The organism is Kitasatospora sp. NPDC004723 (genome assembly GCF_040609255.1).
Taxonomy (GTDB): Bacteria; Actinomycetota; Actinomycetes; order Streptomycetales; family Streptomycetaceae; genus Kitasatospora.
Window position 1 is genome coordinate 34,458 of sequence record NZ_JBEXJT010000013.1, and the last position, 13,625, is coordinate 48,082.

The following is a 13,625-nucleotide window of genomic DNA, read 5'->3' on the forward strand; positions in this document are numbered from 1 at the left end:
AGTGCGGCGGGGAAGGCCGTGCCAGACACCCCGCCCCACCGCGGCCGGGGTGCCGACTGCCTGTCCAGCCTAGCGGGTGAACACTCACTCCGCGATGGCTTCCGGCGTCCGTTTCGAGCCGCATCGTTCACTGAGGCGCCGTCAACTACCTTTCCCAGCCGCCCTGGAGCATCCGGGAACGGTCCGGACAGACCTCCTCCCCCACCGCCGGGGGTAACGGTGGGGGAGGAGGGGCAGCGGTGGCGAACGCCGGTCCGCCCGACCGGTACGGTCCGGCCGCGGCGGTCAGCCGGTCGCCGTCTCCGGTCGCCCGCCGGCCGCGGAGCCGGGCTGGGCACCCGGGGCACCCTGCTGGCCGGCCTGGCCCGCCGGGGCGCCCTGACCCTGACCCTGACCCTGACCCTGCCACTGGCCGCCGCCCTGGCCCTGCTGCTGACCGCCGGGGCCGCCCGGGCCACCGGGGCCCTTGCCGCCGGGCGCGCCCATCGGCGCGCGCATCGGCCGCTCCTGGAGGAAGACCACCACCAGGGCACCGACCAGCGCGATGACCATGCCGATCAGGTAGACCACGTGCAGCGACTCGGCCAGCGCGGCGGCGACACCGTCGCGCACCGGCGGCGCCTGCGCCCGGACCTTGGCCGGCGCGGTCAGCAGACCGTCCGTACCGAGCCGCTCCAGGGCGTCCGCCGGAACCTTCTTGGGCAGCCAGTCACGCAGCTGCGAGTTGAGGATCGCGCCGAAGATGGTCACACCCATGGCACCGCCGAGCGAGCGGAAGAAGTTCGCCGCGGCCGTCGCCACGCCCAGCTGCCGCATCTCGACGGAGTTCTGCACCGCCACGATGAGGACCTGGGTGACCAGACCGAAGCCGAGGCCGAAGACCGCCAGGAAGACGCCCGCGGAGACCTGCGAGGAGTCCGCCTTGAGCGTCGACATCAGGTAGAGGCCGACCGCCATGACCAGCAGGCCGACGATCGGGAACAGCTTGTACTTCCCGGTCTTCTCGACCACCTTGCCGGAGAGCGTCAGGCTGGCCACGGTGGCGAGCATCATCGGGACCAGCAGCAGACCGGACTCGGTGGCGCTGTCGCCGTTGGCGATCTGGAGGAAGAGCGGGGTGTAGACGGTCGCCACGAACAGCGAGACCGAGGTGAGGAAGAGGCCGAGGGTGGCCACCAGGACCACCGGGTCCTTGAACAGCGCCAGCGGGACGACCGGCTCGCTGGCCCGGTTCTCCTGCCAGACGAAGGCGCCGAGCAGCAGCAGCGCGAGCACCAGCAGGCCGATGATCTGCACCGAGCCCCAGGCGTACTGGTCGCCGGCCCAGACCGAGACCAGAAGCACCGAGACGATGGCCCCGCTGAGCAGCGCCGAGCCGAGGTAGTCCAGCTGCTTCTGCTGCTTGCGGACCGGCAGCTTCAGCACCGAACTGACGACCAGCAGCGCGACCACGCCGATCGGCAGGTTGATGTAGAAGATCCACGGCCAGGACAGGTGGTCGACGAAGGTACCGCCGATCAGCGGGCCGACCACGCCGGCGACCACGAAGCAGGACTGCGCGAAGCCCTGCCACTTGCCGCGCTCGCGCGGCGGCACCAGCTCCGCGATGAGGGCCATGGCCAGCGCCATCAGGCCGCCCGCGCCGAGCCCCTGGAGGGTGCGGAAGCCGATCAGCTGGCCGATGTTGCCGGAGATCCCGGACAGCGCCGAGCCGAGCAGGAAGATCGTGATGGCCGACTGGAACATCAGCTTGCGGCCGTAGAGGTCGCCCAGCTTGCCCCAGAGCGGCGTGGCCGCGGTGGCGGCCAGCATGTAGGCGGTGACGACCCACGACAGGTGGGTCACGCCGCCGAGGTCACCGGCGATGGTCGGCAGGGCCGTCGCCACGATCGTCTGGTCCAGGGCTGCCAGGAACATGGCAAGCACCAGGGCAGCGAAGATCGTCAAGAAGGTTTTACGTGGCACTTCCGGGGCTGGTGCTGCGTACGGGGCGCTCATGGGGTACTCCTCGAGGAGGCGCTCGCCGGCTCGGAGTCCTTGCTCCAAGCTTGAATTCGTATAGACTATACAATCAAAATTAGCCGTCAAGGGCCAACGTCAAGGGCGACCACCGGCCGCCCGGAGGGGCAGCTAACGATGAGTCAACTGCAGGGAAAGATCGCGCTCGTGACCGGTTCTACCTCGGGCATGGGGGCGGCCGCCGCCGCCGCCCTGGCCGCCGCGGGGGCGCACGTGGTGGTCTCCGGCCGCCGCGCCGAGCTGGGCAACGCCGTCGTGGAGCGGATCCGCGAGAAGGGCGGACAGGCGGAGTTCATCGCCGCCGACGTCACCGTCGAGGATGACGTCGCCCGGCTGGTGGGTACCACGGTCGAGCGACACGGCCGGCTGGACATCGCCTTCAACAACGCGGGCGGCGGCGGGGCGTTCGGCCCGCTGGACCGGGTCCCGGCGGACGCCTTCACCCAGGTGATCGCCGTCAACCTGATCGGCACCTATCACTCGCTCAAGCACGAGATCGCCGTCATGCGGGCGAACGGCGGCGGCAGCATCATCAACAACGCCTCCACCGCCGGCGTCCAGGGCACCGCCTTCGGCCTGGGCGCGTACACCGCGGCCAAGCACGGCGTGGTCGGCCTGACCCGGGCCACCGCACTGGAGGCCGGCCCGGCCGGCATCCGGGTGAACGCGCTGATCACCGGACCGGTGGACACCGAGGACTTCCGCCGGCGGGTCGGCGGCCAGCCGGGTGCGCTGGAGCGGGCCGGGGCGGCCACCGCGCTGGGCCGGATCGCCACCGAGGAGGAGGTCGCCAACGCGGTGGTCTTCCTCGGCAGCGACGCGGCCAGCTTCGTCACCGGCTCGCTGTTCGGGCTGGAGGGCGGCATGACGGCCGGCGTCACGGCCGGGACGATGGGGCGGCCCGGCGGCGGCGCTCCGGGCCAGGGCCAGGGCGGCCCCGGCCAGGGCGCTCCGGGTGGCGCTCCGGGTCAGGGCGCTCCGGGTCAGGGCGCTCCGGGCGCCGGACGCCCGGGCGCCAACTGACCCGACACCGTCCACGGGCGGTTCCCGGCGTACCACCCATTGCCAGCAATCCACCCTCCGAGTATTTTTTCGATATGCTCGTGAAAACCACAAGGAACACCGAAGAGTTCATATCCGAAACCGGTGAGTGGATTGCTGGCAACCCGGTCGAGAATTCCATCCTGCTGACCATGCTGGCAGCGGCGAAATTCCGGCCGCCGACCGCCCCGCCGACCAACTGGAGCCGCATCGAGGACCCCGCGTCCGACGGCGGCCCGGTGGTCGGCGCGGCGGCCTTCACTCCCCCGCACCTGGTCGTGCTGAGCGGCATGCCGGCCGCCGCCGCGGCCGCCCTGGGCGCCGAGCTGGGCGCCGGCCCCGACCCGCTGCCCGGCGTGATCGGCTCGGACCCGGCGTCGGGCGCCTTCGCCGAGGCCTGGTCCAGGACCACCGGCCGCCCGGCCCGGGCGGACCGGCGCGAACTCGTGCTGTGCCTGGACGGTCCGGCCGCGCCGAACGAACGGCCAGCCCCGTCCGGGCAGTCCCGGGCCGCCAGGACCGAGGAGTTGGAGCTGCTCACCGACTGGTGCCTGGAGGCCGCGCACGGCGCCCGGCTCAGCCGGGAGATCGCCCGGCGCTCGGTCCAGGGCCAGATCGCCGGCGGCCTGCTGCGGGTCTGGGAGGACGACGGGCAGCCGGTCGCCGCGGTCGGCCGGACCGCCGCCGTCGCCGGGGTGGTGCGCTACAACCCGGTGTACTCGCGGCCCGAGGCCCGCCGCGGCGGCTACGTCCGGGCCCTGCTCGCCGAGGCGGTGACCGGGCAACGTGCGGACGGGCTGACCGGTCTGGCGGTGCTCGGCGAGGCCAACACGGCCGTCCAGGGGCTCTTCACGTCGCTCGGCTTCCGGCCCGTCGGGGGCCTTTCGGAATACCGCTTCGACTGATCCCCGGGGATTTCCCGGAAAAACACCCGCGGGCCCGGATCCAGGAAGGATCCGGGCCCCTTCTCCGGGTTTTCCGGGCTTTCCGGGGCGGCCGGGGAACCGGCCCGGGCCCCCGGGAATTCCGGGGGCCCGGGCCGGCGCCATTCCGGCCGGTGGTTCGGGCCGCCGGCCGCTCCGCCGGGTCAGTCCAGCGGGTCGGGGTCCGGCACGGCCTCCAGCAGCGAGAAGGCCGTCCCGGTCGACACCACCCGGTTCAGCCGGTAACCACCGCGCCGGAAGACCTCGGCGAACTGCGCCTCGGTCCGCACCTCACCGCTCATGGTCACCAGCATGACCAGGTCGAAGTTCTTCACGAACCGCGGCACGCCCTCGCGGTGCACCAGCTCGGCCGCGACGAAGCGGGCGCCCGGCGAGGCCTCGCGGCACCGGCGCAGCAGCCGCACCAGCGCCTCGTCCGGCCAGGAGTGCCAGACCTGCTTGGTGACGTACGTGCCGATCCCGGCCGGGACCCCGGCGAAGAAGTCGACCGGCTGGAACTCCAGCCGGCCCTGCTCGGCCAGCTTGGCGACGTCCGGCTGGGTGCGGGCCTGCTCGATCACGCTCGGCAGGTCGGCCAGCACGCCGCGGCCGACGGCTTCGTAGGCGTTCAGGATCGCGGCCAGGTAGGTGCCCTGCCCGCCGCCGAGGTCGCAGACCGCGCCGGCCCCGGCGAAGTCGGGGTACGCGGAGACCAGGGCGTCGGCGAGTGCGTCGGTGAAGTCGGTCATCGCCTGGTTGAAGGTCGCGGCGGCGGCCGGGTTGCGCTGCAGCCAGGGCCAGAGCGCGGTGCCGTGCACCTTCTCGAAGCCGGGCTTGCCGGTCTCCAGGCTGTGGTCCAGCGCGCCCCAGGAGGACCAGAGCCACTCGGCGCCGACCATCCGGGCCATCGCGTCCATCGAACCGGGCACACCGGGGCGGAGCAGTTCGGACAGCGCGGTGTTGGCGAAGACACCGGGCTCGGTCTCCTCGAAGACGCCGTCCTCGCTCAGCAGCCCGAGCACCTTGGCGAGCGGGCCGGCGGCCACCCCGGCGCGCTCGGCGAGCTCGGCGGCCGGCAGCGGGCCGTCGGCGAGCAGCTCGGCGATCTTGAACTCGGCGGCCAGGGCCAGGCAGCGCGGGGTGGACGGGAACATCAATTCGGAGAGGAACACCGCGCCGGCCGAGGCAGGGGCGGTCTGGGGAACGGCGGTCATGGGGTGAGGCCTCCCTGCGGGGACCGGGCCGGGGCGGACGGGCGCCCCCGGCCCGAGGGGTCAGCGGTCATGGGTGGTCGGGCCGGACGGGCCCGCGCCGGGCGGCCCTGGACGGGCCGGGGCCGCCCGGCGTTCGCACGGGGCCGGGCTCAGCCCAGCAGGGCGAAGGCGAAGCCTCCGCCCGGGTTCGCCATGAACTTGTTGGTCGGCGGGATCTCGCCGCCGGCCGCGAGGCCCACCGCCGGACCGGCCAGCGCGATCCGGGTCGGGGTGGGGACGATCTGGACCTGCCCGGCGGCCAGCTGGCCCCAGTTGTTCCAGCCCCAGCCCCGCACCGAGCCGTCGGCCAGCAGCGCCAGCGCGTGCCCGCCGTTGCCGGGGGCCGCGTCGGTGCCGCCACCGCTGGCCGCCACCGCCTTGACGCCGGTCAGGCCGGGCACCGGGGCCGGCACCGCGCGGTCGGCGGTGGTGCCGTCGCCGAGCTGGCCGCCGTCGTTGAGACCCCAGGCCCAGACGGTGCCGTCGGCCAGCAGCGCCACCGTGTGGTGGTAGGCGCCGACCAGCTGGGTGACCGAGTGCAGGCCGGCGACCTTCTGCGGGGCGGCACGGTCGACGGTGGTGCCGTCGCCGAGCTGGCCGCGGTCGTTGAAGCCCCAGACCGAGGCGGTGCCGTCGGCGTGCACGACCATGCTGTGGCCGCCGCCGGCGCTCATCCGGACGGCCGGCTCCAGGCCCTCGACCACGGCCGGGCGCGGCCGGCAGTCGAAGGAGGCGGTCATGTAGGAGCGGACGATCCGGCCCTCACGGGTCGAGCCGGGCCCGTCGCCGAGCTGGCCGCGGTCGTCGCGGCCCCAGGACCAGACGGTGCCGTCGGCCTTGAGCGCCAGGTTGTGGGCGCCGCCGACCGCCAGGTCGACGACGTCCTCCAGGCCCTCGACCCGGACCGGCACGGGCTGCACGCCGAAGTTGGCCTCGCCGAGCGCGCAGAAGAAGCCGGCGCCCCAGGCCCAGACGGTGCCGTCCTCCAGCAGGGCGGCGCTGTGGCCGCCGCCGGCGCCGGCCGCGCGGACCCGGCCGGGCAGCCCGACGGTGCGCACCGGGGTGGCCTGGTTCTCGGTGGAGCCGTCGCCGAGCTGGCCGAAGGCGTTGCGGCCGAAGCCCCAGAGTTCGCCGTCGCCGGTGAGGGCCAGCGCGTGGCCGCTGCCGGCCGCCAACCGGACGACGTTCTCCAGGCCCTTGATCTCCTGCGCGGTGCTCCGGCTGACGGTCCCGCCGTCGCCGAGCTGGCCGTTGGTGTTGTCACCCCAACTGCTGATGATGCCTGCCATGGTGATGCGACCTCTCTCGATCGTCGGGGGGGGGCGGTCAGGCCCAGAACCGGTCGACGGCGTACTGGTCCTCGGGGTAGGTCCAGAACTCGGCGATCAGGCCGTCCTGGATGCGCGCCACGTTGACGAAGGGCATCTCCAGGCTCCTGCCCTCGCGCTCGTAGCGGGTGAACACGGTGGCGAAGGCGAACGAGTCGCTGGCGCCGATCTCGTGGATCTCCATCTGGATGCGGCCCTGGCAGATCTCGAACATCCGGCCGGCGAAGGCCAGCGCGGACTCGATGCCCTCGTGCGCGCCGGACAGCTCGCTGGTGCCCGGGTAGTAGTGCACGCAGTCCTTGGTCCAGTAGCTGGCCGCCTTCTGCACGTCGCCCACGGTGAAGGCGGCGTAGACCGCTTCCATGAGCTTGGCGTTCGGGTGGTCGACGACCTTCATGACTCTCCTCCTGTGCTGGTGCGGTGCGGGGCTGGGCGGTACCGAAAGGGGTTCCGGCGGAGCCGGTTTCCGACGGGTCGTCAGACCGCGGCGCGGCGGACGATGTCGACGAGGGTGGCCCGGTCCGGGGCGGGGAACGGCGGCGGCGAGCCCGCGACCGCCTGCTTGACCCGCAGCCGGATCTCCTCGTCCTCGTACAGGCCGGCCGGGTTGTCGAGCGACATCATGGTGCGGACCAGCCGGCGCCAGACCACCTCGTCGGTGGCGGCCGCCTCGGCGACCGTCCCGAAGGTGAGCACGTCCGGCGGAAGCGGCGGCAGCTGCTGGCCGGCCACGGTGGCCCGCCAGAGCCGGGCGCGGCCCGCGTCGTTGCGGACGGCGTCCTCGAACCACGGGCGGAAGGTCCGCCCGGCCAGGCCGGCCGCCAGCGCGGCCTGCTCGGCGTCCGGCTCCGGGTGCTCGCGCACCAGGTCGGCCAGCCCGAGCACGTGCGCGATGGCCAGCGAGACGCCGCGGCCGAACGAGGGGTTGGTGGTGCAGACCGCGTCGGCGACCGGCAGGAAGCCGGGCACCGGCTGCGCGTCCTGGCCGTACAGCTTCAGCGAGTTGTCCAGGCCGCCCATCGCGTGCACCGGCGAGATCGGCACCGAGGCCTCCGGCGACACCCAGGGGGCGAGCAGCGGGGTGGCCCGGACCACCGCGGTGAAGACGTCCTCGGCGCGCATCTGCTTCAGCTCGGCGTCGTCCGGCAGGATGCCGAAGGAGATGGCGAAGGTGTTGTTGTCGCCGAGGAACATCACGCCGGTGTAGTGGTCCCAGAGCCCGCCGGCGCCGAAGCCGCGGTTGAGCGGGCCCGCCGGGCGCGGGCCGAGCGCCCGGTAGTAGCGGGTGTAGTAGGTGATGTCGGCGCTGTGCGCGACCAGTTCGGGCTCGGCCAGGCCGTGCTCGCGCAGCCACTCGTGGCCCTGCGAGCGGCGGCCGCTGGCGTCGATCACCAGGTCGGCCCCGACGGTGCGGCCGTCCTTGGTGACCACGCCGGTCACCCGGGCCGGTCCGCGGTCGGCGACGGTCAGGCCGCGCACCGTCTCGCCCCGGCGGAAGGAGATGCCGGGCTTGCGCAGCGCCTCCTGCCGCAGGATCAGTTCGAAGGTGGTGCGCCGGCTGCCGAGCATGCGCAGCTCGGCGTCGGCCGGGTGCGGCGTCTTGTCGGCCAGGGTCGGCGGCATGGCCCTGCCCAGCTCGATCTCCCGGGCGCCGGCCCCGACCAGCGCCTGGTAGACGGACGGCAGCCGGTCGCGCAGCAGGTTGGTGCCGAGCGAGCCGAACGCGTGCGAGTGGTGCAGCTGCGGCACGGTCGGCCGCTGCCAGTCGCCGTGCGCGTCGTCGACGGTGTCCGGAGCCTCGTTGGCGTCCCGCTCCAGCACCGTGATGTCGTGCCCCAGGTCGGCGAACGCCAGCGCGGCCACCAGGCCGGCGACGCTGCCGCCGATGATCACTGTCCGTGTCATGACCTCACCCCGCGGTGGTAGCAGTGGAAAGGCCCGCCCGCGGGGTGTCCCGCGAGGTCTCGGCCTTGATGTGGAAACGGATGGACCTGGCCTCGCTGAAGCACTCGCGCATCGGCCGCACCAGGTCCCGGTGCTCCTCGGTCCGCTCCCAGGCGACGAAGTCCTCCAGCGAGCGCCACTCACTGGTGATCAGCCACTGCTCCGGGTCGGTGGAGGACTGGCAGACCTGGTCGCGCAGGTGCCCGGGGACGCCCTCGGCGACCAGGTGGCGGATCTGCTCGTACGCCGCGAGGAAGTCCTCCCGGCGCTCCTCCTTGACGGTGATGAGGAAGAGCACGCGGCCCTGTGCCGCGCCCTCGACGACCGGCATGGCGGTCTCCTTCCGGGTCGGTGGGTGATCGGGTCAGCCGTGGGCGCGCAGCAGGACGGCGCTGTTGAAGCCGTCGAAGCCGCGGGCGCCGATCAGCGCGGTGCGCACCTCGGTGGCCTGCTCCTCGCGGACGAAGGGCAGGTCGCAGCCGTCCGCCGGGCGGGCCGGGCCCGCCGAGGGCGGGATCAGGCCGTAGTCCATGGCGAGCACGGCGGTGGCCGCGTCCAGGGCGCTGCCGCCCTGGTAGAGCCGGCCGGTGAGCGGCTTCTGGGTGGTGACGGCGGCCGGGCCGGCCGGGCCGAACACCGCGCGCAGCGCCTGCGCCTCGGTGCGGTCGTAGCCGGGCACGCCCACCGCGTCGGGGAAGGCGACGTCGACCTCCCCGGGGACGAGTCCGGCCCGTTCGACCGCGGTGCCGAGCGCGCGGGCGTACTGGCGGACCGAGCCGGTGGCGGTCCGGGTGGCGGCGACGGCGTCCTGGGTGGCGGCCCAGCCGGCGATCTCGGCGCGGATCCTGGCGCCGCGGGCGAGCGCGTGCTCCAGGTCCTCGACGATGAACACCGCGCCGCCCTCGCCGGGCACGTAGCCGCCGGCCCGTTCGTCGAACGGCAGGTAGGCGGCGGCCGGGTCGGTGCCGGTGTACAGCCGGCCGCTGCGCTGCTGGCAGGCGAGCGCGTACGGGCCGAGCGGTGCCTCGGTGCCGCCGGCGAGCACCACGTCGGCGCCCCGGCGGATCAGCCGGGCGGCGTGCGCCAGCGAGTCCAGGCCGCCGGCGCCCTCCGAGACGAGCACGCTGGACGGGCCCTTGGCCTGGTGCCGGATGGCCAGCTGTCCGACGGTCGCGGCGTAGAACCAGGCGATGGACTGGTAGGCGCCGACGGTCCGCGAGGTGTCCGGCTGCCAGAGCCGCTGGAGCTCGCGCTGGCCGAACTGGTTGCCGCCGGAGGAGCTGGCCAGGGCCACCGAGAGCTTGTAGGGCTCGACCGTGGACGGGTCCAGCTCGGCCTCGCCGAGGGCCAGTTCGGCCGCCGCGTAGGCGAGGTGGGTCCACCGGTCGGTCTGCACCTGGAGCCGGCGCTCGACGTAGCGGTTGACGTCGAAGTCCGGGACCTCGCCGGCCAGCGTGGTCTCGTACGGGCCGGCGTCGAACAGCGTGATCGGGCCGATCCGGCTCTCGCCGCCGCAGACCGTCTTCCAGTGCGCCTCGCTGCCGATGCCGCTCGGCGCGACCACGCCGATGCCGGTGATGACCGCGCGCCGTGTGCTCATCGGCCCCTCCCCAGCTTGGCGAAGAGCATCGCGGACTGGAAGCCGCCGAAGCCGCTGCCGACCGAGAGCGCCGCGTCCACCCGCACCTCGCGGGCGGTGTTGGGGGTGTAGTCGAGGTCGCACTCCGGGTCGCGGTTCTGCCAGTTGGCGGTCGGCGGGACGACCCCGCGCTCGACGGCCAGCGCGCAGGCGGCCATCTCGATCGCGCCGATCGCGCCCAGCGAGTGGCCGACCATCGACTTGATCGAGCTGATCGGCACCCCGTAGGCGGCGTGGCCGAGCGAGCGCTTGAAGGCGCCGGTCTCGTGCCGGTCGTTCTGGCGGGTCCCGGAGCCGTGGGCGCTGATGTAGCGGACGTCCTCGGGGTTGAAGCGGGCCTGGCGCAGGGTGTCGTTGATGGCCTCGGACATCTCCAGGCCGTCCGGGCGCAGGCCGGTCATGTGGAAGGCGTTGCCGCGGTTGGCGTAGCCGACCACCTCGCAGTAGATCCGGGCGCCGCGCCGGCGGGCGTGCTCCAGCTCCTCCAGGACGAGCACCGCGCAGCCCTCGCCGAGTACGAAGCCGTGCCGGTCCCGGTCGAACGGCCGGGAGGCGTGCTCCGGGTCGTCGTTGTCCGGGGTGGTGGCCCTGATGGCGTCGAAGGAGGCGACGGTGACCGGGGAGATCGGCGAGTCCGAGGCCCCGGTGATCATCACCTCGGCCTCGCCGTCCAGCAGCAGCTGGTAGGCGTGGCCGATGGCGTCGATGCCGGAGGTGCAGCCGGTGGAGACGACCACCGCCGGGCCGTGCGCCCCGTGCCGCACCGCCACGTCGGCGGCCAGGCTGCTGGGGATCAGGCCCTGGTAGAGGAACGGGCTGGTGACGTCCGGGTCCACCAGCCACTTGCGGCCGGAGTCGCTGGCGACGACGAACTCGTCCTCCAGGACGATGGTGCCGCCGACCGCCGAGCCGAGCACCACGCCGGTGGCCTCCCGGGTGCGCTCGTCGAGCTCCAGGCCGGCGTCCAGCACCGCCTCCTGGGAGGCGGCGAGCGCGAACTGCACGTAGCGGTCGGCGCGGCGCAGCTCCAGCGGGGTCAGTCCGGCGGCGGCGCCGTCGAAGTCGGCCTCGGCGGCGATCTGCGAGCGGAACGCCGAGGCGTCGAAGGCGGAGATCCGGCGGGTCGCGGTGCGGCCCGAGGTGATGAGGTCCCAGAAGGTCTCCCGGGTGGTGCCGCCGGGCGCCACCACGCCGATCCCGGTGACCACCACCCGGCGGGCACCCGTGGCGGGGAAGGCGGTCATCGTTCCCCCAGCACTATGTGGGCGTCCGCCGTGGTCCCCGGGCCGTCCTCGGTGTCGACGTGGCCGAGCTCGGGGGACGGTGCCAGCGGGCCGAGGTGGAAGACCGCGAAGGCCTCCTCGGAGCCGGTGTTGCGCAGCCGGTGCCGGACGTCCTTGGGGATGACCAGGCCCTGGCCGGCGAACAGCTCGAAGGGCTTGTCGTCGAGGTCGAGGGTCAGCTCGCCGCGGATGAGGAGCAGGAACTCCTCGCTGTACGGGTGGTAGTGCTCGCTGATCCGCTCCCCCGGCTGGAGCCGGGCGATCCCCATGAAGCCGGAGGTCGAGCCGACGGTGCCGGGCGAGAGCACCGCGCGGGTCTCGCCGCCGCGCTTGCGGTTGGCGGGGACGTCGTCGGCGGCGATGATGCGGATGTTCCTGGCGGCCACGGCGCTCACTCCTTCTCGGCGGTGTTCGGGGCGACGGCGTTCGGGGCGACGGCGTTCGGGTCGGCGGCGAGGGCCTCGACCTTGGCCTTGATGACCTCCAGCTGGACGGGCGAGTTGGTGTTCAGCCGGTCGGTCATGCCCTGGTCGTCGACCGGGGCGGTGGGCTTCATCGCGAAGTCCTGGATCCAGGTCATCCGGGTGCCGCCGCCGGGCAGCTCCTCGTAGCGCCAGTGGATCTGCATGTAGGCGAACGGGCCGGTCTCCACCCGGTGGGCGTGGACGGTGCGGTCGGCGACGTTGACGGTGCGGTCGCTGACCCAGCTCCAGATCCGGCCCTCCTCGTCCGGGTGCATGGTGAGCCGGAAGCGGACGGTCTCGCCGCGCCGCTCGACGATCTCGGCGGACGCGTACTCGGTGAACAGCTCCGGCCAGCCGGCGACGTCGTTGGTGACGTCCCAGACGAGCTTGAGCGGGGCCTGGATGACGATGCTGTTCTCGGTGTGCCCGGCCATCCTCAGCCCACCGCCCCGGCGGTCTGAAGCTCGGCGACGATCTGGTCGACGCTGAGGGCGACGGCGCCGTCCGGGACCTTCAGGCCGTAGCGGTCGGCGATCACCGCCTCCAGCTCGAGAACGGCGAGCGAGTCGAGGCCGAGCTCCTCCAGGGGGACGTGCCGGGAACCCTCGAAGACGTCCGGCGCCGCGCCGGCGCTGGTGATGAGGACGTTCTCGATCTCCGCCGCGGTGACGACGACGGTCGTCCCGCCGGCCTGGTGGTCGGTCATGGTGCTGCCTCTTTTCTCCGGTGTAGGGACTGCTCCTGGGCCGCACGGCCGGCCGGGGTGAACGGGCCCCGGGTCGGCCGGCGCCGCCGGCGGAGGGCGGGCTCAGCGACCGCCGTTGCCGGGCTCCCAGGTGTAGAAGCACCGGGCGACCGCGTCCTGCGGCGAACGCCAGGTGGGCAGGTAGGGGGAGATGAACGGGGTGAGCCGTTCGCTGACCCGGCCGAACTCCGGGTGCCGGCGGGCGGCCTCGACCGCCTCCGGTCCGGGGTCGTCGGTCTCCAGCAGGTGGACGTAGGCGTCGCCGAGCAGGTACAGCGAGCGGTGGGTGACGCCGGCGAGCCGGGGCAGTTCGGTCTCGTCCGACTCGCCGAAGACGCGGGCGACGTCGCCCTCCGCTCCGGGCACCATCCGGGCGATGATCAGGGTGCGGTGCATGCGGACTCCCCTCGGGCTGGTTCGGGTGGTTGGGGCTGCTGGGCCGTGAGGCCGCGGGCCGCTCAGTGCTGCGGGCGGCCGACCGGCTGGATGGCGCCGATGTCGAGCAGGATCCGGGGCACGTTGTCGCCGATCCAGGACTCGACGACCCGGCCGTCGACGACCCGGTGGCACGACATCTCGTGCACGGTGACCGGCTTGCCGGTGGGCGGGATGTCGAACAGCTGCCCCTGGTGGGTGCCGCGGGTGGTGAACCGGGCGTAGACGCGGTCACCGTCGCCGGCCACGTCCTCGACGGTCACATGGACGTCCGGAAAGGCGTTGCGCCAGAGCAGCACGGCCTGGCGGAAGGAGTCCGGGCCGGGCGGCATCGGGGGCAGGCCGGGGGCGTGCACCACGTAGTCCTCGGCGAAGCGGTCGCCGATGGCGGCGAGGTCGCCGTCGTTGAACGCCCGCTCGGTCAGGTCGCGGATGAGGGCCTTGTTGGCCTCCACCGCACTCTCGGTGGACGAGGTCATGACAGTCCTTTTCTCGGCGGACGGCCCGGCCGGCACACGGCCGGGGGCGGGGGCGGGTCCGGGGACGGAGGG

General features: G+C 73.5%; 15 protein-coding genes. 2 read left to right on the plus strand and 13 right to left on the minus strand.

Annotation, left to right across the window (positions count from 1 at the left end):
• Positions 1-285: 285 nt before the first annotated feature.
• Positions 286-1,947, minus strand: coding sequence for an MDR family MFS transporter (locus tag ABZW10_RS15890; protein ID WP_355364938.1), 1,662 nt, complete (start codon positions 1,945-1,947; stop codon positions 286-288).
• Positions 1,948-2,166: 219 nt separating this feature from the next.
• Here ABZW10_RS15890 and ABZW10_RS15895 point away from each other — a divergent pair, with 219 nt between their 5' ends.
• Positions 2,167-3,042 (plus strand): SDR family oxidoreductase, encoded by an 876-nt coding sequence (locus ABZW10_RS15895; RefSeq protein WP_355364941.1) that lies wholly within the window; start codon positions 2,167-2,169, stop codon positions 3,040-3,042.
• Positions 3,043-3,116: 74 nt separating this feature from the next.
• On the plus strand, positions 3,117-3,965 hold the full coding sequence (locus ABZW10_RS15900; RefSeq protein WP_355364944.1) for a GNAT family N-acetyltransferase: 849 nt from the start codon (positions 3,117-3,119) through the stop codon (positions 3,963-3,965).
• 182 nt (positions 3,966-4,147) lie between these two features.
• Here the strand turns inward: ABZW10_RS15900 and ABZW10_RS15905 are convergent, their stop codons facing one another.
• The 12 genes from ABZW10_RS15905 to ABZW10_RS15960 form a co-directional block, all read right to left on the minus strand.
• Complete coding sequence (locus ABZW10_RS15905) at positions 4,148-5,197, minus strand: ArsR family transcriptional regulator (RefSeq protein ID WP_355364947.1); 1,050 nt, start codon at positions 5,195-5,197, stop codon at positions 4,148-4,150.
• Between the two features lie 149 nt (positions 5,198-5,346).
• Positions 5,347-6,525: a hypothetical protein gene (locus tag ABZW10_RS15910; protein WP_355364950.1), complete on the minus strand. Its 1,179-nt coding sequence runs from the start codon at positions 6,523-6,525 to the stop codon at positions 5,347-5,349.
• Positions 6,526-6,562: 37 nt separating this feature from the next.
• Positions 6,563-6,961 (minus strand): nuclear transport factor 2 family protein, encoded by a 399-nt coding sequence (locus ABZW10_RS15915; protein ID WP_355364953.1) that lies wholly within the window; start codon positions 6,959-6,961, stop codon positions 6,563-6,565.
• Positions 6,962-7,041: 80 nt separating this feature from the next.
• Positions 7,042-8,469: a tryptophan 7-halogenase gene (locus tag ABZW10_RS15920; RefSeq protein WP_355364956.1), complete on the minus strand. Its 1,428-nt coding sequence runs from the start codon at positions 8,467-8,469 to the stop codon at positions 7,042-7,044.
• A 4-nt stretch (positions 8,470-8,473) separates the two neighbouring features.
• On the minus strand, positions 8,474-8,839 hold the full coding sequence (locus ABZW10_RS15925) for an antibiotic biosynthesis monooxygenase family protein (protein WP_355364958.1): 366 nt from the start codon (positions 8,837-8,839) through the stop codon (positions 8,474-8,476).
• 33 nt (positions 8,840-8,872) lie between these two features.
• Positions 8,873-10,108, minus strand: coding sequence for a beta-ketoacyl synthase N-terminal-like domain-containing protein (locus tag ABZW10_RS15930; protein ID WP_355364961.1), 1,236 nt, complete (start codon positions 10,106-10,108; stop codon positions 8,873-8,875).
• Positions 10,105-11,391, minus strand: coding sequence for a beta-ketoacyl-[acyl-carrier-protein] synthase family protein (locus tag ABZW10_RS15935; RefSeq protein ID WP_355364964.1), 1,287 nt, complete (start codon positions 11,389-11,391; stop codon positions 10,105-10,107). The genes ABZW10_RS15930 and ABZW10_RS15935 overlap by 4 nt, the downstream gene beginning before the upstream one ends.
• On the minus strand, positions 11,388-11,816 hold the full coding sequence (locus ABZW10_RS15940; RefSeq protein ID WP_355364967.1) for a cupin domain-containing protein: 429 nt from the start codon (positions 11,814-11,816) through the stop codon (positions 11,388-11,390). Before ABZW10_RS15940 ends, ABZW10_RS15935 begins: the two co-directional genes overlap by 4 nt.
• A 5-nt stretch (positions 11,817-11,821) precedes the next feature.
• Positions 11,822-12,328: an SRPBCC family protein gene (locus ABZW10_RS15945; RefSeq protein ID WP_355364970.1), complete on the minus strand. Its 507-nt coding sequence runs from the start codon at positions 12,326-12,328 to the stop codon at positions 11,822-11,824.
• 2 nt (positions 12,329-12,330) lie between these two features.
• Positions 12,331-12,600 (minus strand): acyl carrier protein, encoded by a 270-nt coding sequence (locus ABZW10_RS15950; protein ID WP_355364973.1) that lies wholly within the window; start codon positions 12,598-12,600, stop codon positions 12,331-12,333.
• A 102-nt stretch (positions 12,601-12,702) separates the two neighbouring features.
• Positions 12,703-13,035 (minus strand): TcmI family type II polyketide cyclase, encoded by a 333-nt coding sequence (locus tag ABZW10_RS15955; RefSeq protein WP_355364976.1) that lies wholly within the window; start codon positions 13,033-13,035, stop codon positions 12,703-12,705.
• A gap of 62 nt (positions 13,036-13,097) precedes the next feature.
• Positions 13,098-13,553, minus strand: a complete 456-nt coding sequence (locus ABZW10_RS15960; protein WP_355364979.1) for an ester cyclase — start codon at positions 13,551-13,553, stop codon at positions 13,098-13,100.
• Between the last annotated feature and the right edge of the window lie 72 nt (positions 13,554-13,625).

Coding starts and splice junctions, on each gene's coding strand:
- ABZW10_RS15915 (WP_355364953.1), bottom strand. CDS start 6,961: ATGAAGGTCGTCGACCACCCGAACGCCAAGCTCATGGAAGCGGTCTAC.
- ABZW10_RS15950 (WP_355364973.1), bottom strand. CDS start 12,600: ATGACCGACCACCAGGCCGGCGGGACGACCGTCGTCGTCACCGCGGCG.
- ABZW10_RS15930 (WP_355364961.1), bottom strand. CDS start 10,108: ATGAGCACACGGCGCGCGGTCATCACCGGCATCGGCGTGGTCGCGCCG.
- ABZW10_RS15910 (WP_355364950.1), bottom strand. CDS start 6,525: ATGGCAGGCATCATCAGCAGTTGGGGTGACAACACCAACGGCCAGCTC.
- ABZW10_RS15935 (WP_355364964.1), bottom strand. CDS start 11,391: ATGACCGCCTTCCCCGCCACGGGTGCCCGCCGGGTGGTGGTCACCGGG.
- ABZW10_RS15960 (WP_355364979.1), bottom strand. CDS start 13,553: ATGACCTCGTCCACCGAGAGTGCGGTGGAGGCCAACAAGGCCCTCATC.
- ABZW10_RS15955 (WP_355364976.1), bottom strand. CDS start 13,035: ATGCACCGCACCCTGATCATCGCCCGGATGGTGCCCGGAGCGGAGGGC.
- ABZW10_RS15945 (WP_355364970.1), bottom strand. CDS start 12,328: ATGGCCGGGCACACCGAGAACAGCATCGTCATCCAGGCCCCGCTCAAG.
- ABZW10_RS15905 (WP_355364947.1), bottom strand. CDS start 5,197: ATGACCGCCGTTCCCCAGACCGCCCCTGCCTCGGCCGGCGCGGTGTTC.
- ABZW10_RS15900 (WP_355364944.1), top strand. CDS start 3,117: ATGCTCGTGAAAACCACAAGGAACACCGAAGAGTTCATATCCGAAACC.
- ABZW10_RS15920 (WP_355364956.1), bottom strand. CDS start 8,469: ATGACACGGACAGTGATCATCGGCGGCAGCGTCGCCGGCCTGGTGGCC.
- ABZW10_RS15925 (WP_355364958.1), bottom strand. CDS start 8,839: ATGCCGGTCGTCGAGGGCGCGGCACAGGGCCGCGTGCTCTTCCTCATC.